The sequence below is a fragment of the Micromonospora sp. PRAS1 genome, from assembly GCF_059553435.1.
Genome location: NZ_JCANNB010000014.1, coordinates 48,984 through 70,787, shown reverse-complemented (window position 1 = coordinate 70,787; position 21,804 = coordinate 48,984). Strand labels below are relative to the sequence as shown.

Genomic DNA, 21,804 nt, shown 5'->3' with positions numbered 1-21,804 from the left:
GGTGGAGGGGTGGGTGGGGTGGGTGGGGTGGTCAGTCGCGGTGGTGGCGGCCGGTGGAACGTAGGGAGCGACGCGGCTTCTTCGGGGCGGGCTCGTCGTCGGCGATGGGGCGGCTCAGCTCGCTGACCCAGTGCACGTACTCCTCGTCCTGCGCCGCCAGCGGCTCCTCGCGTTCGGTCCCGGTGCCGGCGTCGGCAGAGCGTGACCTGCCCCGCCGGAACAGACCGCGCCGGCCACCCTTGTCGCGGTCGCCGGTCTCCGGCTGCACCTCTTCGGCACGGGTGACCGGCGGCCTGGTGAACGCGGCTGACACCTCCCGGATGGCAGCCTCCGGATCGGCGGAGATGCGCGGCGTGGGAGCGGTGAAGGCGGTCGGTTGCTCGGCGGCTGGTGGTGTCGCCTCCTGGGCGGTGGGCGGTTGCTGGACCGCCGACGGTGTCTCTGCCTGGGCGGGGGGCCGCTGGTCGGTGGCCGGTGGTGTCTTCGCCTGGGCGGTGGGCGGTTGCTGGACCGCCGACGGTATCTCTGCCTGGGCGGTGGGCGGTTGCTCGGTGGCGGGTGGTGTCTTCGCCTGGGCGGTGGGCGGTTGCTCGGCGTCGGCCGAGGGGGTCTCCTCCTCGGCCGAGGACGGTGGACCGGGGTGCTGGGTGGGGGCGAGCCGCCACGGGGTCGCCCGCCGCAGATCGGGCGTCGGGAACCGGCGCCGGGATCGTGGGGCCGCCTGGGCCGGCGTACCCTCGTCCGTTCCGTCGCCGGCCGGGCTCTCCTGCCTGGCCGGGGCCTGCGCGGTCGCCGGGATGTCGCTGCCGTCGCCCACCCAGAGGTCGTCCGAGGTGCCGACGGGCGGGGCGGTCGAAGGTTTCGGCAACCCTGCTGCCGCTGTCGTCGCGGGCCGGGGCGCCGCCCGATCGTCCGGCCAGTGCCAGTGCGGCGGTGATCCGCCGGCCTCCGCCCGCGGCGGTGATCCGCCGGCCTCCGCCCGCGGCGGTGATCCGCCGGCCTCCGCCCGCGGCGGTGATCCGCCGGCCTCCGCCCGCGGCGGTGACCCGGCCGCCTCCGCCTGCGGCGAGTCCGCTGCGGTGGGCGTACCGCTGTCGGGGGCCGGTTCCGGGGCGGTGGGCGTAGTGCTCCTGGGGGCCGGTTCCGGGGTGGCGCTGAGGACGATGGCTGACCTGACGGTGGGCTCCGTACCGGTTCGGGGTTCGGTCGCGGCGGGCAGCGCCGGTGCCGCAGGCAGCGGTGCGAGGATGGCGGTCGGCTCGATGGCTCCCGTCGTCTGGCGGCGGGGTGACCAGGGCAGCAACGCGGTGGCGGCCGAGCCGAGCGCACCGGCGGCGATGGCGATCAGCGCGCCGTAGTACGGCGAGAGTTGGTAGCGGTCACCCGCACCACCCGGCCCGGCGGCCAGGTAGGCGAAGGCCAGCAGCACCGGCCCAGCCGCGCCGCTCGGCCCGCTGATCAGCGGGGGATGGCCGTACCGGCGGGCCAGCGCTCCGGTCGCCGCGCCGGCCACCAGGGTCAGCATGGGCAGGATCAGCAGGGCCAACCGCTGCGTGGTGTCGGCATCGAGCCACGCCGGTTCCAGCACGCCGAGGCGTACCGGGATCAGCGGCCCGCGCTCGCCCAGCGACGGGATGACCGAGAGCAGTGCCAGCAGCCACATCACCCCGGCGACGGCGGCCATGTTCCAGGCGAACGGCGGCCGGATCAGCACGGTCAGCGCGGCACCGGCACCGACCACCGCGCCGAGCCCGGCGCAGATCGCCACTGCCCAGACCGGGTCGACCGAGACGCCCTCGGCGCTGCGGGCCGGTTGCATGCACAACGGCGCTACGACCAGGGCGCCCAGGGCGGCGCTGAGGGCGACGGCCGCCTGACGGCCGGTGCCGGTGAGCTGCTCGTCGCGTCGGGCCAGCCGCTCGGCGAGCAGGGCACCGATGACGGCGGCGTTCGTCGCGAACCAGCCGGCCCAGACGAGCTGCGCCGGCCACTGGTTGGCGGTGGCACCGGTGAAGGTGCCGGTGAACCTGATGATGCCGAAGCCGAAGGCGAGGCCGAGCTGACCGGCCCCGGCCAGCAGGCTGACGCCGAACGCCGTGAGCATCAGCCAGCTCAAGGTCCGATGGGCCATGTCCGGCACGTTACGGTCCGTCGCCACCGTTCGCCACCGGCACGCCGGAGAAGGATGTAATGCCTGCTCGTGGCGGGTGCGCAGCGACGGTGTCCGCTCTTATTTCAGCTCGATCAACCGGGCCAGGTATGTCGTGTCGCCGACGTTGGTGAGCATGTGCACCGCCCCTGGATCGCGGTAGACCACCCCGCCGGTCGGCTCGTCCGCATCGATCTTGATGCCGTCGACGGTCTGGATCACGTTCTTCGCGCCCTGTACGGCCACCACGAGGTACGGGTGGTCGTGCCGGTGCAGCGGCTGACCTTCACCCGGCTCCAGCCGGATGTGCCAGACCCGGACCCGGTCGTTCTCGAAGACGATCTCCTGGCCCACTGGGCCGAGGACGAGGCCGGTTCCGGGCGAGTCGGGGTCGAGCGGCGACTGGGTCATCGTGATCCGTTCAGTTGGGGAAGCACCTCGGCGGCGATGAGCTCCAGGTGATCCAGGTCGGCGAGGTCGGTCAGGCGCAGGTGGACCCGTTCGGTGCCGAGCTTGGCGAACTCGCCGATCCGGTCGACCAGCTGTGCCGGCGAGCCGACCACCGGGTTCTCGGGCGGCAGGGCGCTCTTGGTGTGCAGCGGTGCGGCCCGCCGCCGGGCCTCAGCGTCGGTCCGCCCGATGGCCACCACGATGCCGGCGGAGAGGAGCAGCGGGGCGCGTCCACTGTCGGCGCGGCCGACCCGGTCGGCCGCCTCCCGTACCCGCTCGTACGCCTCGCCGGTCTGCTCGACGCTGGTGAAGGGCATGTTGAACTCGTCGGCGTACCGGGCGGCCAGCTCCGGGGTGCGCCGGGCGCCCCGGCCGCCGATGATCACCGGTGGCCCGGGGGTCTGCACCGGCTTGGGCAGGGCCGGCGCGTCGACCAGTTGGTAGTGCTCACCGGGGTAGCTGAAGGTCTCGCCCGACGGGGTGCGCCACAGGCCGGTGATCACGTCGAGCTGCTCGGCGAGGCGGTCGAAGCGTTCCCTGGTGCCCGGGAACGGGATGCCGTACGAGAGATGCTCACGGGCGTACCAGCCGGCCCCGATGCCCAGTTCGACCCGGCCGCCGCTCATCTGGTCCACCTGCGCCACCATCACCGCCAGCGGGCCGGGCAGCCGGAAGGTCGCCGAGGTGACCAGGGTGCCCAGTCGGATCCGGCTGGTCTCCCGCGCGAGTGCGGCGAGCGTGAGCCAGGCGTCGGTCGGTCCCGGCAACCCCGGCTCGTCGCCCATCGTCTGGTAGTGGTCGGCCCGGAAGAACCCGTCGTACCCGCCCTGCTCGGCGAGTCGGGCGAACCGGAGTTGGTCGTCGTAGCTGGCGCCGCGATGTGGCTCTGTGAATACGGCCACCCGCATCGTCATCGGCCCTCGACGCCGGCGCTCGCCGGCTGGTCGCGTTCCATCAGCAGTTCGTGCAGGTCGGCGCTGATCCGGGCGACATCGGCCAGGTGGGCGTTGCGGCCGAGGGTCCGGGGTCGGGGCACGGTCACCTCGACGATCTTGCGGAGCCGGCCGGGGCGCGGGCTGAGCACCACCACCCGGTCGGCGAGCAGCACCGCCTCGTCGATGGAGTGGGTGACGAAGACGATCGTCGCCCCGTTGCGCATGTGCACCCGTTGCAGCTCACCGGCGAGTTCTTCCCGGGTGAGCGCGTCCAGCGCGGAGAAGGGCTCGTCCATCAACATCACCCGGGGGTCGCCGATCAGCGACCGGCACAGCGACACCCGCTGCTGCATGCCACCGGAGAGCTCGTGCGGCAGTCGCTTCTCGAAGCCGGCCAGCCCGGCGACCTCCAGCAGTTCCCGGGCCCGGTCCCGGTGGTCCGCGCGCTTCCAGCCGAAGATCTCGACCGGCAGCAGGACGTTGTCCAGGACCGTGCGCCACGGCAGCAGGGCCGGTCGCTGGAACAGCATGGCGATGTCCGGGCGCGGCCCGGTGACCGGTGTGCCGCCCACGGCGACCTCACCCGAGGTGACCGGGAGCAGGCCGGCGATCAGCCGCAGCAGGGTGGACTTGCCGCAACCGGAGCGGCCGAGTACGGCGACGAACTCGCCCTCGGTCACGTCGAGGTCGATGCCGCGCAGCGCTTCGACCCGGCCGGCGCGGCCGTCGAAGGTGCGCGACACCTCGGACAGACGGATCATCTCCGGCGGGCCTCCACTGAGTGGACAGTCAGGAATCCGTCCCAGGCTAGCCGCCCCGTCCCGTATCGCACCGTGCGGGGTGGACATCACTTTGTATCCGTTCCGCAACCGGGTACGCCTGGCGTCGCAAAGGTGGGGTTCTCGTACGCTGTGCCCGCGAAGAGTCCCCCTCGTACGCGGTGTCGGCTTCCATCCCCGGCTGCCGGTGCCGCCCGACAACCCCCCTTCCGGCGGTACGACGCCCCGGTTGGAAAGGACAAGGTGTACTGATGAAAAGGCTGACCCGTACGGTCGCCGCGGCCACCATGGCCACCGCGCTCGCCCTGGTCTCCGCCGCGTGCGGATCCGATGACGCCGACGACAAGGGCGGTGTGGGTTCGTCCCTGGAGCAGGTGACCTACCTGACCTCCTTCGGCAACTTCGGGCGTGACGCCTACGCCTGGGTGGCCAAGGAGAAGGGGTACTTCAAGGACGCCGGCTTCGAGGTGGACATCAAACCCGGGCAGGGCACCGGTGGCGTGATCCAGACGATCGTCGGCGGCCAGGCCCAGTTCGGCCCGATCGACCTGACCGGTGGTCTGCTCCAGCTCGGTAACGGTGACGCCAAGGACTTCGTCGCGGTGGCCGCTATCCAGCAGCGCACCATGGCCGCCATCGCCACCGTCGAGGGCACCGGCATCAACACCCCGAAGGACCTGGAGGGCAAGACGCTCGCCGACACCCCCGGGTCGGTGGTCCGCAACCTCTTCCCGACGTACGCGCGGATGGCGGGCATCGACTACGCCAAGGTGAAGTGGGTCAACGGCGAGGCGCAGACGCTGATGGGCACGCTCGCCTCCGGCTCGGTGGACGGCATCGGCCAGTTCGTCGTCGGTCAGCCGACCATCGAGGCGGTGACCAAGAAGAAGGCCATCCTGCTGCCGTACAGCAACGTGATGCAGGACCTCTACGGCAACGTGCTGATCACCTCCAAGCAGTACGCCAGCGAGAAGCCGGAGCAGGTCAAGCGGTTCACCGAGGCGCTGCTCAAGGGCCTGGAGTACGCCCTGGCGAACCCGCAGGAGACCGCCGAGATCCTGGCCAAGAACGCCGAGGCGGTGAACCCGGCCGCGGCCGCCGCCGAGCTTCAGCTGATGGCCGGGTACGTCCGCTCCAGCAACTCCGGCACCGAGCTGGGCACGCTGGACAGCGGCCGGGTCGCCAAGAGCATCGCGATCCTGCGCGGTGCCGGCGCGCTGAAGTCGGACCTCACCCCCGACCAGATCATCGACTTCAATCTCGCGCCGAAGGCCTGAGGTCGAGAGTTCGTACCCAGGGCCGAGGTCGACGGTCGACACGGGGTGCGCCGCACCGGGCAGCCGGTGGGGCGTACCCCCTTCCCGTCCCCGACCTCCTGAACCGCCAGAGCCCCACCTGAACCGCCCCCCGACCACCCCCGCCACCACCCGAATCTGCCAGAGCCACCCGAATCGCAGGAGGATCCCGATGACCGACGTCCGCCCACGGCAGCCGGAGGCGGCGCTGGCACCCGCGCCGTCCCAGGCGGCACCGCGCGGCCGGCGGTGGCGCCCCGGCGACCTGCGATCCGTCGCCAGCGCGGCGCTGTTGCCGGCCGCCGGTCTGCTGATCGCCCTCGCGCTCTGGTGGCTGGTCGCCCGGTTGGAGCTGATCCACCCCGCGGCCCTGCCGCCTCCCGCCGACGTGCTGGCCGCCTTCGCCGAACGGCCGGAGCGGCTGCTGGCGCACACCCGCGACACCACAATCGAGATCCTGGTCGGCTTCGTGCTCTCCGCGGTGGCCGGCGTGCTGCTCGGCCTGGCGCTGGCCGCCTCCCGGACGGTCGAGCGGATGTTCACCCCGTTGCTGGTCGCCATCAATGCGGTGCCGAAGATCACCCTCGGGCCGCTGCTGGTGGTGGCCCTCGGCTGGGGCCAGAAACCCATTCTGACAATGGTTTTCCTGCTGTGCTTCTTCCCGATCGTGCTCTCCACCGCGACCGGGTTGACCACCACTCCGGCGGAGCTGGCCGAGCTGGTCCGCTCCTACAACGCCTCCCGCTGGCAGGCCTTCCGCAAGGTGCGCTTCCCGGCCGCGCTGCCGCAGATCTTCGTCGGCCTCAAGGTCGCCATGCCGCTGGCCGCGATCGGCGCGGTGATCGGTGAGTTCCAGGCCGGTGAGGGTGGCCTCGGCTACGTCATCCAGCAGTACGCGGGCATCGGCGACACCGCCACCGCCTGGGCGGCGATCATGCTGGTCGCCCTGGTCAGCATCCTGCTCTACAGCACGCTGGTGCTCATCGAGCGGCGCAGCCTGCCCTGGCTGCGGGAAACCACCTCCAGCCGCTGATCGACCGTCGGGAAATCCCGCAGGGGTTTCCCGACGGCCGCAGGCTCAGCTGGCCAGTCGCCACCGGCCGTTGCGGGCCACCAGCGTGGTCAGCGCCTGGGGCATCAGCCCGGAGTGGTTGTCCGGCGTCATCCGGATCGGCCCGGAGAGTCCGTCCAGTTGGGAGGTCTCCAGCACGTTCCGGATGCCCTCCCGGTTGACCTTGCCGGCCGGCCCGCCGGCCCGCAGTTCGGCGTCGGCGATGAGCTGGATGGCGTCCGCGGCGAAGGACGACGAACCGTGGTAGCCGCCGAAGCGGGCGGTGTAGTCCTGGAACCACTGCCGACGGGCGGCCTTTGCGGGCGTGGTGGCGATGACGTCGTCGATCACCATCGTCTGGGTGAAGACCAGGGTCGCCCGCTCGGCGGCCCGGGCCGAGGCACCGAGGAAGAGGTCCCCCGCAGCCAGGGCGTCCAGGTAGAGGCCGCCGTCGAAGCCGCTCTGGCGGGCCGAGGTGGCGGCCAGCATGGCCTGCTCCGGCGGGGTCCAGAGGACCAGCGCCTCCGGGCCGGCCGAGGTCAGCTGGCTGGTCTGCCGGTCCACCTCGGTGTCCGTGCCGCGGACCGTCGCCTCGGCCAGCACCTCGATGCCGGCCTTGTCGAGCTCGCGGCGCAACGCCTCGGCACCCTCCTGCCCGTACGGGTCGTCGCTGCGCAGCAGCGCGACCGTGTCGATGCTGCGTCGGCCCAGCTCGACGGTGAGCGCCCCGGCGTTGTCGGCCGGGTTGGGCGCGAGCTTGAACACGTAGCGGCGCTCCGCCACCGGGTTGGCCACCGCGTCGGCGGCGGCGAGCGCGATGGTGGGGATCTGCTTCTCGTTGACGGTGCGGACCGCGCCGACCGCGCACTCGTGGCAACCGCCCATGATGATGGCGCTGACCCGTGGGTCGTTGCTGAACTCGACGACGTTGCGCAGCGACTCGCTGGCGTCGGAACGGTTGTCCTTCACCAGGAGTTCGACCTGCCGGCCGTTCAGCGCGCCGGAGGCGTTCAACTGATCGACCTTCAACTGCATCGCCTGGCGGTACGCCGTGCCGGCGCCGACCGCCGCACCGGAGAGCTCCAGGTCAGCGGCGATGACGATGGGAGAGGTGTCCTGCTCCTGCCCGCCGAACTGGCAGCCGGTGAGGGTGGTGGCCAGCATGGCCGACGCGAGCACGGTGGCGGTCGCGGAGCGGAACGGGGTCAACTGTGTCCTCCTGGTGCGGCGCGGGCGGCGGCCCGGTCACCGGCGGCGCGATCATCCTCAGTGGAGATTTGGGGTGCGCCTGCCGTACGGTGTGCGCGAAGCCTGCAAAACCTTGCCAATGCCAGGCGCTGTGGTCAAGCGAGGCGATCGGCGGTGTTTCGGGACGCGTATCCCACATGTTGGGGTAACGAGATGTTTTCCGACGCTCACGCTCGCGACACGGATGACCACTCTGGAGGTACCTGCCCTGATCAAGGGCACCGCCGAAATGTAGGTATTAGTTGTTCCGATCACTCGATGCACGCCCTCCGACCGTTTCCTACCCCCCTGCGGCTTCCCAAATTCGATCTCGTCTGATGAAATCGCGGCCGGGCCGCGCATGGCGCCGGCCGTTCTGGCCCGCTCGGGTCGACGGTTCAGGCGTGGAGAAACCGACGGAGGCGATGTCGTGACCACCGGACCGACGACCCTGCCCGCCAGCGGTGACGCCGCGCAGAACGGACGCCGCCGGATGCCCCGGCTGCGGGACGTGCGGATCCGGTCGAAGCTGGCACTGATCCTGGTGGTTCCGGTCGCCGCGGTCATCGCGCTGGCCACGGTCCGCCTGATCTCTGTCGGTGCCGGCGCCGTGGACGCCACCGAGGCCCGATCGCTCACCGCGCTCTCCATGAACGTCTCCGCGTTGACGAACGACCTGCACGCCGAGCGGATGGCGGCAGCCGTCTACCTCGACAACCCGCAGCAGGAGCAGTCCGACGCGTACAACCTCCGGGTTCGGCGGACGCAGGAACGGATCGACGCGTACCGCGCCGAGCGCGCCAAGATCGATGAGCCGCCCGCTGCCGTACGCGGCCGGTTGGCGGCCATCGACGCGCACCTGGACACCCTCGACGGCACCCGGCAGGAGATTCTCGGCCGGCAGCAGATGGAGGTGGCCGAGGCGGCCCTGCGCTACGGCGTGGTCCTGTCCGACCTGGTGGCCTACGGCGACGGGCTGGCCCAGCTGCCCGGTGAGGAGCGGCTGGCGGACAGCCGGCGGGCAGTCGCCGCGTTCGCCCGGGCCAAGGCGGCCGTCGCCGAAGAGGAGTCGGTGGCGTTCACCGCGCTCAGCGCCGGTCGGCTGGACAACGAGCAGTTCTCCGTCTTCGTCGCCACGCTGACCAGCCAGCAGGAGGCGTTGCTGGCCTTCTCCCTCGCCGCCGACCCCGACCAGCGCGCGCTGGTGGAGCGCACGGTCTCCGGCGACGCCGTGGTGCTGGCCGACCGGATCGCCACCGACGTCAGCCGCTCGGTGAACCAGCGCTCGCCGGTCTCCGCCCAGGAGGCCACCGCGGCGATCGGCGCGGTGAACGAGCTGATGCGCTGGGCGGAGATCGAGTTGCAGGACCGCCTGCTCGGCCAGGCCGAGCAGGCCCGCTCGGACGTGGTCCGGCAGGCCATCGTCGAGACGATGCTGGTGCTGCTCACCCTGATCATCGCGGTCACCCTGGCGGTGGTGCTGGCCCGCTCGCTCAACCACTCGCTGCGTCGGCTGCGCGAGGGTGCGCTCTCGGTGGCCAACCACGACCTGCCCGAGGCGGTGCGCCGGCTCCAGGAGATGGGCAACGTCAACGACAGCAGCGTCAAGGAGATCGTCCGCGAGGTACGGGATCCGATCAGGCTCGACAACCGTGACGAGGTGGGTCAGGTCGCCTCGGCGTTCAACGTCGTACACCGCGAGGCGGTCCGGGTCGCGGCCGAGCAGGCGGCCCTGCGGAGCAGCGTCTCGTCCATGTTCCTGAACCTGGCTCGGCGTAGTCAGAACCTGGTCGACCGCATGATCGGTGAGCTGGACGCGATCGAGCGTGGCGAGGAGGACCCGAAGCGTCTCGCTCAGCTCTTCGAGCTCGACCACCTGGCCACCCGGATGCGCCGTAACGACGAGAACCTGCTCGTGCTGGCGGGCGCCGACTCGACCGTGCCGCGCCGGGACGACGCACTGCTGGTGGACGTGCTGCGCGCCGCGCAGTCCGAGGTGGAGCTCTACAACCGGATCGAGTTCGGCACCGTCGACACGGACGTCTCGGTGGCCGCCCACGCCGTGAACGACGTCGTCCGGCTGGTGGCCGAGCTGCTGGACAACGCCACCCGCTTCTCCCCGCCGAACACCACGGTCGTCGCCGACGGCCGGCGGATCCGGGACTACGTCCTCATCCAGATCGAGGACCGGGGTCTCGGCCTCACCGACGAGCAACTCGACTCGCTTAACCGGCGGTTGGCCGAGCCGTCCAACGTGGATGTGGCGGCGTTCCGGTTGATGGGTCTCGCCGTGGTCAGCCGGCTCGCGGCCCGCTACAGCATCCGGGTCGACCTGCGGCGCAACGTCGAAGGCGGCACCGTGGCGCAGGTGACGCTCCCCGCGGCCACGGTGGTGCTGCCGAGCCTGCGGGGGCGCGAGCAGCCGATCACCCGGCCGCGTCAGCCGCTCGCGGTCGAGCAGACCCCGATGGCACCGGTGAACGGCAGCGAGCCGTTCGGTGGGGCGGGGCGTACCAGCACCGCCACGCTTAACGACCGGTGGCTTGGCGGCACGCAGTCGACCGCGCCCTGGATGGCCGCTGAACCGGCAGCGAACCCCACCGCGCCCGACACCCAGTCCCCGGCCTTCGCCAACGGATTCAGTGCCGGTACGCCGACCGTCGCCCAGCCGATCCTCGACCCGCTGCCCCGGCGCGGCAACCACACCGAACCGGCCGCGCCCGTGCTGCCGGTCGGCCCGGTCGCCGGCGGCGGAGCCAGCGACCCGGCCGGCTTCGCCGGGGACACCCGACCTAACTCCGGCGGCGCGGGTTACGACAGCCCGGGCTTCGGTGGACTGGGCGCCAGCCTGGCCGCCACCGTTCCGGTCACGACCGGGCCGATCACCGCCCCGCCGGAACCGCAGGCCGAGGCGCCGATCTTCCGGGAGATGGAGGCGGTCTGGTTCCGGGCGCACGGCAACGACGCGACCGCCATCTTCAGCCGGCCCCAGTTCGACGAACCTCCGGCGCAGCCGGTCGCCGGTGGATCGGCGCCCACCGTCGAACCGACCAGGGGCCGGAGCCCGCTGCCCACCCGCAAGCCGGGTGCGTCCGCCGGGACCATCACGCCACCGTCGTCGCCGGCAATGTCGTCGCCGGCCGCCCCGACGAACGGCCCGGTGCCCGGCGCGGCGTCGGCGATGCCCGGCGCGGGACCGGCTATGCCGCCGGCACCCCCGCCGGCAGCGCAGTCCGACGGGCCGGCGGACGAGGCCTGGCAGACGGCGGCCGACGAGGGCTGGTCGCGGGCCAGCCGGGCGGCCGAACCCACTCCCGCCGGGACCACCCGGTCCGGTCTGCCGAAGCGGGTGCCGCAGCAACAGCTCGTGCCCGGCGGAATCGAACCGCGCGGCGGGCGTGAGCGCAGTCGCCGTACGCCGGACGAAGTACGCGGTCTGCTGTCGGCGTACCACCGCGGCGTCCAGCGCGGCCGGACGGCCGGCGCGAGTCAGAACAGCACCTCGACCAAGGAGACGAGCCGATGAACAGGCCAGCGGCCATGCAGGACATGGGTTGGCTGCTCACCAACTTCGCCGACAGTGTGGCGGGCATCGCCCACGTGGTGGCGGTGTCTGCGGACGGGCTGCTGCTCGCCTCCTCCCGCGACCTGCCGGCGGACCGGGCGGACCAGCTTGCTGCGATCACCTCCGGCGTGGTCAGCCTCACCGAGGGCGCCGCGCGGATGTTCAGCGCCGGCGGGGTGTTGCAGACGGTCATCGAGATGGACAGCGGCTACCTGTTCCTGATGTCCATCAGCGACGGCTCGTCGATGGCGGTGCTCGCGGCGCGCAGCTGCGATGTCGGTCAGGTGGGTTACGAGATGGCCCTGCTGGTGGAGCGGGTCGGTGCGGCGCTGGTGCCGCTGCCCCGGGACGCGGTGCGGTCCTGACCGGTGCGGTACGACGGCGGACGGGAGAGGAGGTGATCGCGGATGGAGCAGCGGCGTGACCCACGCGGTGCGCTGGTGCGACCGTACGCGGTCACCCGGGGCCGGACCGAGCCACGCCAGGACATCGCCCTGGAGGCGGTGCTGGTGGCCAGTGCGACCCAGATCGCCGAATCGCGGTTCGCCGGGCACGACAAGCATCGCATCGCGATGGTCTGCGAGGGCCGGCCCGAGTCGCTGGCGGAGATCGCCGCGTACACCCGGTTGCCGCTGGGTGTCGCCCGGGTGCTGGTCGCCGACATGGTGGCCGAGGGCCTGTTGACGCTACAGACGGCCGCTCCCGCCACAGGTTACGAGGAGCGGATGGAAATGCTGGGAAGGGTGCTGAGTGGACTTCGCGAGCTATGACCCCGCCGGGGCCCGCCAGAGCCGGGGAATCATCTCCGCGAAGATCGTCGTCGCGGGTGGCTTCGGTGTCGGCAAAACGACGCTGGTCGGCGCGATCTCCGAGATCACGCCGCTGACCACCGAGGCGGTGATGACCGCGGCGGGCGTCGGCATCGACGATCCGTCAAAGGTGCCGGGCAAGGAGACCACCACGGTCGCCATGGACTTCGGCCGGATCACCATGGCGCAGGATCTGATCCTGTACCTCTTCGGTACACCTGGGCAGACCCGGTTCTGGTTCATGTGGGACGAGATCATCAGGGGCGCGGTGGGGGCCGCGGTCCTGGTGGACACCCGCCGGATCGCCGACGCGTTCGCCCCGCTGGACTACTTCGAGAACCGCAACCTGCCGTACGTGGTCGCGCTCAACCGCTTCGACGGCGCGCCGCAGTACGAGCTGGACGAGGTCCGCGAGGCCCTGGCGATCTCACCGGACGTGCCGCTGGTGTTGTGCGACGCCCGACGGCGCGACTCGGTCAAGCAGGTGCTGATGACCGTCGTCGAGCACGCCATGCGGCGGTTGCAGGCCGAACACGACCGGGGGCATCCCGCCCCGGTCGGCTGACGGCGGTTTGTCGTTTTTGGCAGTGCCGTCCCCATTCCACGCCTGCCCCACCGAGTCGTGGAAACCGCTTTGACCTGCGACGACATAGGATCCTCCCGAATGTCGCGCTGCGTGAAGGAATGTTCACGTTGCGCGTTGATCGGAGGGGGAGCCCATGCAGAAGGTCAAAGTCATCTCAGTGCTCGTGGGGGCGGCACTCGGCGTCGGGTTGGTCGGCACACCCGCGCGAGCCGCGGTCTCCGATCCGACCACCCGCGCCGACACGCTGACCGCGATGCAGGGGGAGGCGTACGCGTACGCCTCCTACCTCGCGTACGCGCAGGAGGCGGAGCGGACCGGGCAGGCGGAGATCGCGGAGCTGTTCCGCAGCACGGCGGCAACCGAGCTGGGCGAGCACTTCGCGGAGGAGGCCGAGCTGATCGACTTCGTCCGGAGCAACACCGCCAACCTGCGCGAGTCGATCGCCGGCGAGACGGAGGAGCACACCGTCACCTATCCGCGTTACGCGGAGCAGGCGCGCCGGGACGGCTGCCTGCCGGCCGCGGCGCTCTGGGACGAACTCGCCGCTGACGAGGGCGTGCACGCCGAGCGGTTCCGGATCGCGCTCTTCGCGATCACCAACCCGGGGTCCGGCGTCCGGGTGCCGGTCGGGGTACCGGTCCCGCCGGTGCCGATCGAGGCAACCGAGCCGGCCTGCTCCGGGCAGACCCAGGAGAACCTGCTGGCGACGCTGCGCGGCGAGGCCTTCGCCTACGCCCGATACACCGCCTACGCCGAGCACGCGCGGTCGACCGGCCGCCTTCGGCTGGCCCGCCTCTGGGAGAACACCGCCAGCCAGGAGCTGGGCGAGCACTTCGCCGAGGCGGCCAACCTGTACGGCCTGGTCGGCGACAACGAGGCGAACCTGCGTACCGCGATCGCCGGTGAGCAGCACGAGGCCACCACGATGTATCCGGCGTTCAGCCGGCAGGCCGCGTCGGTCGGGGAGAACGACGCCGCCGCGCTCTTCGCCGAAATCGCCCGGGACGAGGCCCGCCACGCCTCGGCCTTCCTGGACGCGCTTGTCGACCTGGTCCTCGATGAGGGAGAGGAGAAGAACGAGGCTGCTGCCGCCGACCGGCAGCCGGCGCCCGCTCGACCCGAGGCCCGCAGCTAGCCGGCGAGGCTGGTCGACCCGAGGCCCGCAGCTGGCCGGCAGGGCCCGTCGACCCGGAGCGTGCGCTGGCCGGTGGTTAGTCGACCCGGAGTCGGTAGCCGCGCTTGACCACGGTCTGCACCACCCGGGGGGCGCGCAGCCCGGCCCGGAGCCGGGCCACCGCCATTTCCACCGCGTGCTCGTCGGCACCGCGCGGCAGGGTACGCAGCAGAGCGGTCCGGGAGAGCACCCGGCCCGGCGCGGCGGCCAGCGCCCGCAGCACCGCCATCGGTGCCGGAGCGAGCGGGCGTAGATCCCCGTCGACCACGGCGGCATGCCCCCGCAGGGTGAGCAGGTGGCCGGCCGCCTTGATGGTGACCGTCCGCCGGGGCAGCTCGTCGACGATCGTCCGGACCAGTGCGCCGAGTCGGGCCCGGCTCGGCGCACTGACCGGCACTCCCCGCCGGACCAGTGGCTCGGCGGTGACCGGCCCGACGCAGCTGGCCAGCACGTCACTGCGGAACGCATCCAGCACCGCGTCCGTACGGTCGCCGGCCGCGCGGACCAGCGCCTCCGCCGCCGGTGCCGAAGTGAAGGTGACCGCGTCCACCAGCCGGCCGGCCACCAGGTCGACCAGCCGGTGCAGCGGTGTCGGATCGGTCGGTGGCGCCCAGCGGTAGACCGGGACCTCGATCACTGTCGCGCCCGCCTCCTCAAGCGCCCGGGTGCACTCCGGCTGCCGTTCGCCGTGCAGCTGCATGGCGATGACCTGCCCGGCCACGCCCCGCTGGCGCAGGTGGTCGACCACCTCGTCGCAGCTCTCCGAGGCGGGGGACCACTGGTCGTACAGGCCAGCCGCGCGGATCGCCCCGCGCGCCTTGGGCCCACGCGCCACCACGTACGCGCCGCCGAGCACCGAGCGCAGCGGCTCGGCCAGGCCCCACCCCTCGGCGGCCTCCAGCCAGCCGCGCATGCCGATCCCGGTGTTGGCCATGAGGATGTCCGGCGGCCGGTCCAGGCAGGCCCGGGTGGCCTCGCGTAGCTCGGTGTCGTCCGCGAGCGGCACGATCCGCAGCGCGGGAGCGAGCACCACCCGGGCACCGCGCCGTTGCAGCAGCGCGGCGAGTTCGTCCCGCCGTCGGTCGGCGGTCACCCCGATGGTGAAGCCCGCCAGTTCCTCGCGCATTCACCCCTCCTGTCGCAGCCGCACCTCGACCATGCCGTCCCGGCAACGGACCTCGTGCCGGGCGACGGAAACCCCGGGCAGGTCGAGACAGTCCCCGGTACGCAGGTCGTACACCTGCTTGTGCAGCGGCGACGCGACCGTCGGCACCCCGCCCCGGCTGCCCACGATCCCCCGGGACAGCACGTACGCGCCGGTGACCGGGTCGCGGTTGTCGACCGCGTACAGCCCCTCCATGGTCCGGAAGAGCGCCACCTGCACCCCGTCGACCAGGGCTGCGACTCCCCGGTCCGGATCCAGCCGGTCGAGCGGGCAGACGACGGTCCAGCGCAGCATGGTCGGGGCGCTCATCGCCGTACCTCCGGCAGGCCGAGCGCGACCGGTTGCCGGCCGTTGGCAGACGGTGGTCGCCCACCGACGGGTACGGGTTGTCCGCGTTCGGTGACGAAGGTGATCGACGGGTCGGGCACCTCCGGGGCGTTCACGAACGAGGTGAACCGGCGCAGCCGTTCCGGGTCCTCCAGCACGTCCCGCCACTCGTCCGAGTAGGACGTGACGTGCCGGGCCATCGCGGCGTCCAACTCCGCGCAGAGGCCGAGCGAGTCGTCCACGATCACCGCCCGGAGATGGTCGAGGCCACCCTCCATCGCCTCGATCCAGGCGGCGGTGCGCTGTAGCCGGTCGGCGGTGTGGATGTAGTACATCAGGAACCTGTCGATCAGCTGGATCAGCGCCGTGGTGGAGAGGTCGGTGGCGAACAGGTCTGCGTGCCGGGGCCGGAAGCCACCGTTGCCGCCGACGTAGAGGTTCCAGCCGGTCTCGGTGGCGATGATGCCGAAGTCCTTGCTCCGGGCCTCGGCACATTCCCGGGCGCACCCGGAGACCGCCGACTTGATCTTGTGTGGTGCGCGCAGTCCCCGGTATCGCAGCTCCAGCGCGACGGCGAGCCCGACCGAGTCCTGCACCCCGTACCGGCACCAGGTGTCGCCGACACAGGACTTCACCGTACGCAGTGCCTTGCCGTACGCGTGCCCGGACTCGAAGCCGGCGTCGACCAGCCGGCGCCAGATCTGCGGCAGTTGGTCGACCCGGGCACCGAAGAGGTCGATCCGCTGTCCTCCGGTGATCTTCGTGTAGAGGTTGAAGTCCCGGGCCACCTCGCCGATGACGATCAGCTTCTCCGGGGTGATCTCCCCGCCGGGGATCCGGGGCACCACCGAGTAGCTTCCGTCGCGTTGCAGGTTGGCCAGGAAGTGGTCGTTGGTGTCCTGCAAGGACGCCTGCTCGCCGTCGAGGATGTGCCCGTTGCCGAGCGAGGCGAGGATCGAGGCGACGACCGGCTTGCAGATGTCGCAGCCCCGTCCCCGGCCGTGTTCGGCGATCAGCCGGGAGAAGGTCCGGATGCCGCGTACCCGGACGATGTCGAACAGCTCCTGCCGGCCGACGTCGAAGTGCTCGCACAAGGCCCGGGACTGGACGACGCCGGCCGCGTCGAGCAGCTGCTTGAGCATCGGCACGCAGGAGCCGCAGCTGGTGCCGGCGCGGGTGCACGCCTTCAGGGCCGGCACGTCCGCGCAGCCGCCCGCGATGGCCGCGTCGATGTCCGCCCGGGTGACCGCGTTGCAGGAACAGACCTGCGCGGACGGGGGCAGCGCCCCGGCCGTCGCGCCGGCCGAACCGGCGGGGGCGAGCAGCGCCAGCGGCGGTGCCGGCAGCGGTCCGCCCACGCTGGCGCGCAACGTCGGGTACGCCTCCGCGTCACCGACCAGCACCCCGCCGAGCAGCGTCGTGGCGTCGTCGGAGAGGACCAACTTCGCGTAGACCCGGGTGGCCGGATCGGTCCAGGTCACGTCCAGGCAACCCGGCGTGGCACCGTGCGCGTCACCGAAGGAGGCGACGTCGACACCGAGCAGCTTCAGCTTGGTGGCGGTGTCCGCGCCGGGGAAGGTGGCCGCCCCGCCGACCAGCCGGTCGGCCACCACCTCGGCCATCGCGTAGCCCGGCGCGACCAGCCCGTAGCAGGTCCCGTCGACCGCCGCGCACTCGCCCACCGCGTAGATCCGCTCGTCGGTGCTGCGGCAGGCGGCGTCCACAAGCACCCCGCCGCGCGGGCCGAGCTCGAGCCCGGCCGAGCGGGCCAGCTCGTCGCGGGGGCGGATGCCGGCGGCCACCACCACCAGGTCGGCGTCGAGCGCGGTGCCGTCGGCCAGGTCCAGCCCGGCGACGGCGCCGTCCGGGCCGGCGCGCAGCGCGGTGGTGGCCACGCCGAGGTGGCAGGCCACCCCCAGCTCCTCGACATAGCGGCGGAGCATCGCGCCGCCGGCCGGGTCCACCTGCACCGGCATCAGCCGAGGGGCGAACTCCACCACGCTGGTGGCCAACCCGAGCAGGCGCAGCGCGTTCGCCGCCTCCAGGCCGAGCAGACCGCCGCCGATCACCGCGCCGGTCCGCCGGCCGTGGGCGTGCTCGCGGATCGCGGTGAGGTCGTCCAGGGTGCGGTAGACGAAGACGCCGGGCAGGTCCGCCCCGGCCACCGGCGGCACGAAGGGGTACGAGCCGGTGGCCAGCACCAGCACGTCGTACGGGTGCTCACCGGCGGCCGTGGTCACCACCTGGCGGGCCCGGTCCACGCCGGTGACCGGCTCGCCGAGGCGCAACTCGACCCCGTCGTGCGGGGTGTACAGGCTCAGCTCGTCGGCGTCCACCCCGTCGAAGTACGCCGAGAGCCGCACCCGGTCGTACGCCGGGCGGTTCTCCTCAGCGAGCACGGTGATCCGCCACCGTCCCTGCGGGTCGCGGTCGCGCAGCGCGTCCACGAACCGCTGTCCGACCATGCCGTTACCGATTACGACAACCTGGCCGCCGTTCATCGCGTCACCTCCACCGGTGCCGTTTCTCGCGTCACTTCCATCGGTGCTGCTCATCGCCCCACCTCCACCGGTGCTGCTCATCGCGTCACCTTCACCGGTGCTGCTCATCGCGTCACCTCCACCGGATCCGCTCTGGAGAGCCAGTCGACGATGCCGGCGACCGCATCGCGGCAACCGCCGCAGCCGGTACCGGCCCGGGTTCCCGCGACGATCGCGTCGAGACTGCGGGCGCCACCGCGCCAGCAGCTCACCAGCGCGCCCTTGCTCACCGTGTTGCACTGGCACACCGTGGCCGCGTCCGGCATCAGCGCCGGTGACGCGGCCGGGGTCGCGACGTCGCCACCGCCGACGGCCCGGCCGAGCAGCAGCGCGCGCCGGTCGACCGGCACCGGCTGCCCCCGGTCGAAAAGCTGGATCACCGTGCCCACCGAGGGGTTGTCGCCGAGCAGGATCGCCCCGGCCAGCCGGCCGTCGTGGATGCGCAGCCGGGCGTACGTGCCCCGGGCCGGGTCGGCAAAGGTCAGCTCCTCGCCGGGACCGCTGGCCGGGTCGCCCATCGCCGCGAGGTCGATGCCGGCCGCTTTGAGCCGGGTCACCACCGGCCGGGGCCGGTAGCGGGCCTGCGGATCCTCGCCGGTGAGCAGCTGGGCGACCACCCTGGCCTGCGCCCAGGCCGGCGCCACCAGCCCCGTCGGGCCGCTCTCGTGCTGGGCGCAGTCGCCGATCGCGGAGATCCGCGGGTCGCTGGTCCGCAGCCGGTCGTCGACAAGCACACCCCGCCCGACCGCCAGCCCGGTCGCCTCTGCCAGCGCCGTGTCGGGGCGTACCCCGCAGGCGAGTACCAGCAGGTCGGCGGCGAGCACCGGGCCGTCGGAGAGCGCCAGGCGTACCTCGGTGGCGTCGACCGCGATCGCGGTTGGCGTGACGGCCAGGTGGGCGGTCACACCGAGGTCGGCGAGCGTGTCGGCGAGGATGGCGCCGGCGGCCGGGTCGAGCTGCCGTTCCATCAGGTACGGCACCCGGTGCACCACGTCGACTTCGAGGCCCCGGGCGGCCAGCCCGCGAGCCGCCTCCAGCCCGAGCAGCCCACCGCCGAGCACCAGGGCGCGGCGGGCGCCGTCGGCGAGGGCGCGGATCCGCCGGCAGTCGTCCAGGGTGCGGAAGGCGACCACCCGGTCCGGCAGCGGCCGCGCATCCAGGCCGGGCAGCGGCGGCACCACCGGCCGGCTGCCGGTGGCGAGCACCAGATGGGCGTACCGGACGGTGTCGCCGTCGTCGGTGCGTACCTGCTGGTTGGCCCGGTCGATCGCGCGGACCGTGACCCCGGTACGCAGGTCGACACCGCGCCCGGCGATCTCCGCCAGCTCCACGTCGGGCTCGCCGATCTTCCCGGCGAGCAGGGTGGAGAGCATGATCCGGTTGTACGCCCGGTGCGGCTCCGCGCCGAGCACGGTGACCTTCAGATCCCCGCCCCGGGCGTACAGCTCCCCGGCCAGCCGGGAGCCGGCCATCCCGTTGCCGACCACCACGATTCGTTCGCCGCGCTCGATCATCGCGTTCCCGTTCTCTCCACCCGGACCGCGCAGATCTTGAACTCCGGCATCCCGGAGACCGGGTCGACGGCGTCGTTGGTTACCGAGTTGGCCCGCGCCGCCCCGCCCCAGTGGAAGGGGGCGAAGACCGTGTCCGGCCGGATGGCCGAGCTGAGCCGTGCAGGGGCCCGGAACTCGCCGCGCCGGGAGACCACCCGAACCGGCTCGCCGTCGGTCACGCCCAGCCGGGCGGCGAGGTCGGGATGCAGCTCCACGAAGGCCTCCGGTGCGGCCCGCCGCAACGCGGCCACCCGGCGGGTCTGGTTGCCGGACTGGTACTGGGCGAGTACCCGCCCGGTGGTGAAGTGCAGCGGATACTCGGCGCAGACCTCCTCGGCCGCCGGCCGGTGCTCGACCGGGTGGAACCGGGCCAACCCGTCGGGGGTGGCGAAGCGGTCGGCGAAGAGCCGGGCGGAGTCGGCCTGGTCCTCGCGCGGGCACGGCCAGAAGACCCCGTCGGCGGCGTCGATCCGCTCCCAGCTGATCCCGGCGTAGTCGGCGAGCCCGCCGGCCGAGGCCCGCCGCAGCTCCTCGAAGACCGCTCGCGGATCCGCAGCCGCCCTCTCGTGCGCGCCGTCGGCCGCGTGCGTGTCGTCGGCCGCGTGCGTGTCGTCCGCTGTTAATAGGGGGCCCTTCCTATGCACCAGGCGATAAGAAGGGGCCCTTCCTTGCAGGCGGGTGGCGAGGGTGGCGAGGATTTCCAGGTCGGTGCGGACGTCGGGCGGTGGGCGGCGCAGCGCGCGGCGGCGCAGCACCCGTCCCTCCAGGTTGGTCATCGTGCCCTCCTCCTCGGCCCACTGCGCGGTGGGCAGCACCACGTCGGCCAGCGCGGCCGTCTCGGAGAGCAGGAAGTCGGCGACGACGAGCAGGTCCAGGTCGCGCAGCCGGCCCTCGATCCGGGCCGCGCGGGGCGCGGAGACCACCGGGTTGGAGCCGAAGACGAGCAGTGCCCGTGGCCCGTCCGCGGTGCCCAGCGAGTCCAGCAACTGGTACGCCGGCACGCCCGGTCCGGGTAGCTCGTCGGCGGCCACTCCCCACACCCGCGCGACGTGGGCCCGCGCCTCGGGATCGTCGATCTTCCGGTACCCGGGGAGCTGGTCGGCCTTCTGCCCGTGCTCCCGTCCGCCCTGCCCGTTGCCCTGCCCGGTCAGGCAGCCGTACCCGGAGCCGGGCCGGCCGGGCAGGCCGAGCGCGAGCGCCAGGTTGACGAAGCCGGTGACCGTGTCGACGCCCTTGGCGTGCTGTTCCGCGCCCCGGGCGGTGAGCATGATGACCCGCTCGGCGGTGCCGAGGGCGCGGGCCGTCTCCTCCAGGTCGGCCACTGGTACGCCGGAGAGCGCCTCGGCGCGGGCCGGCCACCAACTCGCCACGGTCCGGCGGACGGCGGTGAAGCCGCGGGTGCGCTTCTCGATGTAGGACTCGTCGAGGTAGCCGGCGGTCAGGGCGATGTGCAGCAGCGCGTTGGCCACCGCCAGATCGGTGCCGGGCAGGGGTTGCAGATGCAGGTCGGCCTGCCGGGCGGTGGCGGTGACCCGGGGGTCCACCACGATCAGTTTGCCGCCCCGTTGCCGCTGCTCGGTCAGCCAGCGCATCAGCGGTGGCATGGTCTCCGCCGGGTTCGCGCCGACCAGCAGCAGGGTGTCGGCCCGGCCGAGGTCGGACAGGGGGAACGGCAACCCCCGGTCGACGCCGAAGGCGCGCATGCCTGCCGCAGCGGCCGAGGACATGCAGAACCGTCCGTTGTAGTCGATGTGCCGGGTGCCAAGCGTCACGCGGGCGAACTTGCCCAGCGCGTACGCCTTCTCGTTGGTGAGCCCGCCCCCGCCGAAGACGGCGACCGCGTCGCGGCCGTGCCGCCGCTGCACGTCGCGGAGCCCGGTGGTGATCCGCTCCAGCGCGGCGTCCCAGCTCGCCGGGCGCAGCTCGCCGCTGGCCGGGTCGCGCAGCAGCGGGGTGGTCAGCCGGTCCGGGTGGTGGAGCAGCTCGGCCGAGGTCCAGCCCTTCTGGCAGAGGCCGCCCCGGTTGGTGGGGAACTCCCGGGGCAGCACGCTCACCTGGCCGTGCTCCTCGCGCAGGGTCATCCCACACTGGAGGGCGCAGTACGGGCAGTGCGTCGCCACCTCACGGGGCGCGGGCCCCGATGGTGTCGCCGTTCGTGCACCGTCTGTCATGTCGGCAAAGCGTGCCGTTGGGCGGTTT

The 21,804-nt window shown here is 72.5% G+C and carries 17 protein-coding genes; 7 read left to right on the top strand and 10 right to left on the bottom strand.

Annotated features, from left to right (window positions below; all coding sequences use genetic code 11):
• Window positions 1–31: 31 nt before the first annotated feature.
• The 4 genes from AC507J_RS15570 to AC507J_RS15555 all read right to left on the bottom strand — a co-directional run bounded on the left by AC507J_RS15570 (window position 32) and on the right by AC507J_RS15555 (window position 4,295).
• Window positions 32–2,131 carry a hypothetical protein gene (locus tag AC507J_RS15570; protein ID WP_496289875.1) on the bottom strand — a complete coding sequence of 700 codons (2,100 nt, stop codon included), beginning with the start codon at window positions 2,129–2,131 and terminating at the stop codon, window positions 32–34.
• A gap of 99 nt (window positions 2,132–2,230) precedes the next feature.
• Window positions 2,231–2,560 (bottom strand): cupin domain-containing protein, encoded by a 330-nt coding sequence (locus AC507J_RS15565; protein WP_496289874.1) that lies wholly within the window; start codon window positions 2,558–2,560, stop codon window positions 2,231–2,233.
• Window positions 2,557–3,507: an LLM class F420-dependent oxidoreductase gene (locus AC507J_RS15560; protein ID WP_496289959.1), complete on the bottom strand. Its 951-nt coding sequence runs from the start codon at window positions 3,505–3,507 to the stop codon at window positions 2,557–2,559. The genes AC507J_RS15565 and AC507J_RS15560 overlap by 4 nt, the downstream gene beginning before the upstream one ends.
• A 2-nt stretch (window positions 3,508–3,509) precedes the next feature.
• Complete coding sequence (locus AC507J_RS15555; protein WP_496289873.1) at window positions 3,510–4,295, bottom strand: ABC transporter ATP-binding protein; 786 nt, start codon at window positions 4,293–4,295, stop codon at window positions 3,510–3,512.
• A 269-nt stretch (window positions 4,296–4,564) separates the two neighbouring features.
• Here AC507J_RS15555 and AC507J_RS15550 point away from each other — a divergent pair, with 269 nt between their 5' ends.
• Together AC507J_RS15550 and AC507J_RS15545 are read left to right on the top strand one after the other, a co-directional pair.
• Window positions 4,565–5,590: an ABC transporter substrate-binding protein gene (locus AC507J_RS15550; protein WP_496289872.1), complete on the top strand. Its 1,026-nt coding sequence runs from the start codon at window positions 4,565–4,567 to the stop codon at window positions 5,588–5,590.
• Between the two features lie 190 nt (window positions 5,591–5,780).
• Window positions 5,781–6,641 carry an ABC transporter permease gene (locus tag AC507J_RS15545; protein WP_496289871.1) on the top strand — a complete coding sequence of 287 codons (861 nt, stop codon included), beginning with the start codon at window positions 5,781–5,783 and terminating at the stop codon, window positions 6,639–6,641.
• Window positions 6,642–6,686: 45 nt separating this feature from the next.
• On the opposite strand, the gene AC507J_RS15540 is transcribed toward AC507J_RS15545, so the two are convergent.
• A complete protein-coding gene (locus AC507J_RS15540) occupies window positions 6,687–7,868 on the bottom strand; it encodes an ABC transporter substrate-binding protein (RefSeq protein WP_496289870.1) in 1,182 nt (393 codons plus the stop codon).
• A 448-nt stretch (window positions 7,869–8,316) separates the two neighbouring features.
• Here AC507J_RS15540 and AC507J_RS15535 point away from each other — a divergent pair, with 448 nt between their 5' ends.
• The 5 genes from AC507J_RS15535 (at window position 8,317) to AC507J_RS15515 (ending at window position 13,981) form a co-directional block, all read left to right on the top strand.
• A complete protein-coding gene (locus tag AC507J_RS15535) occupies window positions 8,317–11,412 on the top strand; it encodes a sensor histidine kinase (RefSeq protein ID WP_496289869.1) in 3,096 nt (1,031 codons plus the stop codon).
• Window positions 11,409–11,816: a roadblock/LC7 domain-containing protein gene (locus tag AC507J_RS15530; protein WP_030329975.1), complete on the top strand. Its 408-nt coding sequence runs from the start codon at window positions 11,409–11,411 to the stop codon at window positions 11,814–11,816. The genes AC507J_RS15535 and AC507J_RS15530 overlap by 4 nt, the downstream gene beginning before the upstream one ends.
• 42 nt (window positions 11,817–11,858) lie before the next feature.
• On the top strand, window positions 11,859–12,221 hold the full coding sequence (locus AC507J_RS15525) for a DUF742 domain-containing protein (protein WP_496289868.1): 363 nt from the start codon (window positions 11,859–11,861) through the stop codon (window positions 12,219–12,221).
• On the top strand, window positions 12,202–12,825 hold the full coding sequence (locus tag AC507J_RS15520; protein WP_496289867.1) for a GTP-binding protein: 624 nt from the start codon (window positions 12,202–12,204) through the stop codon (window positions 12,823–12,825). The genes AC507J_RS15525 and AC507J_RS15520 overlap by 20 nt, the downstream gene beginning before the upstream one ends.
• Window positions 12,826–12,979: 154 nt before the next feature.
• Window positions 12,980–13,981, top strand: coding sequence for a ferritin family protein (locus AC507J_RS15515; protein ID WP_496289866.1), 1,002 nt, complete (start codon window positions 12,980–12,982; stop codon window positions 13,979–13,981).
• A 76-nt stretch (window positions 13,982–14,057) separates the two neighbouring features.
• Here AC507J_RS15515 and AC507J_RS15510 read toward each other — a convergent pair whose 3' ends face one another.
• From AC507J_RS15510 to AC507J_RS15490, 5 genes are all read right to left on the bottom strand, one after another.
• A complete protein-coding gene (locus AC507J_RS15510) occupies window positions 14,058–15,146 on the bottom strand; it encodes a uroporphyrinogen-III synthase (protein ID WP_496289865.1) in 1,089 nt (362 codons plus the stop codon).
• A complete protein-coding gene (nirD, locus tag AC507J_RS15505; RefSeq protein ID WP_496289864.1) occupies window positions 15,147–15,494 on the bottom strand; it encodes a nitrite reductase small subunit NirD in 348 nt (115 codons plus the stop codon). It abuts the gene before it with no gap.
• Window positions 15,491–18,013: a nitrite reductase large subunit NirB gene (gene nirB, locus AC507J_RS15500; RefSeq protein WP_496289958.1), complete on the bottom strand. Its 2,523-nt coding sequence runs from the start codon at window positions 18,011–18,013 to the stop codon at window positions 15,491–15,493. The genes nirD and nirB overlap by 4 nt, the downstream gene beginning before the upstream one ends.
• 104 nt (window positions 18,014–18,117) lie before the next feature.
• A complete protein-coding gene (locus AC507J_RS15495; protein ID WP_496289863.1) occupies window positions 18,118–19,566 on the bottom strand; it encodes an FAD-dependent oxidoreductase in 1,449 nt (482 codons plus the stop codon).
• Window positions 19,563–21,776, bottom strand: a complete 2,214-nt coding sequence (locus tag AC507J_RS15490) for a molybdopterin oxidoreductase family protein (RefSeq protein ID WP_496289862.1) — start codon at window positions 21,774–21,776, stop codon at window positions 19,563–19,565. The genes AC507J_RS15495 and AC507J_RS15490 overlap by 4 nt, the downstream gene beginning before the upstream one ends.
• Window positions 21,777–21,804 lie beyond the last annotated feature (28 nt).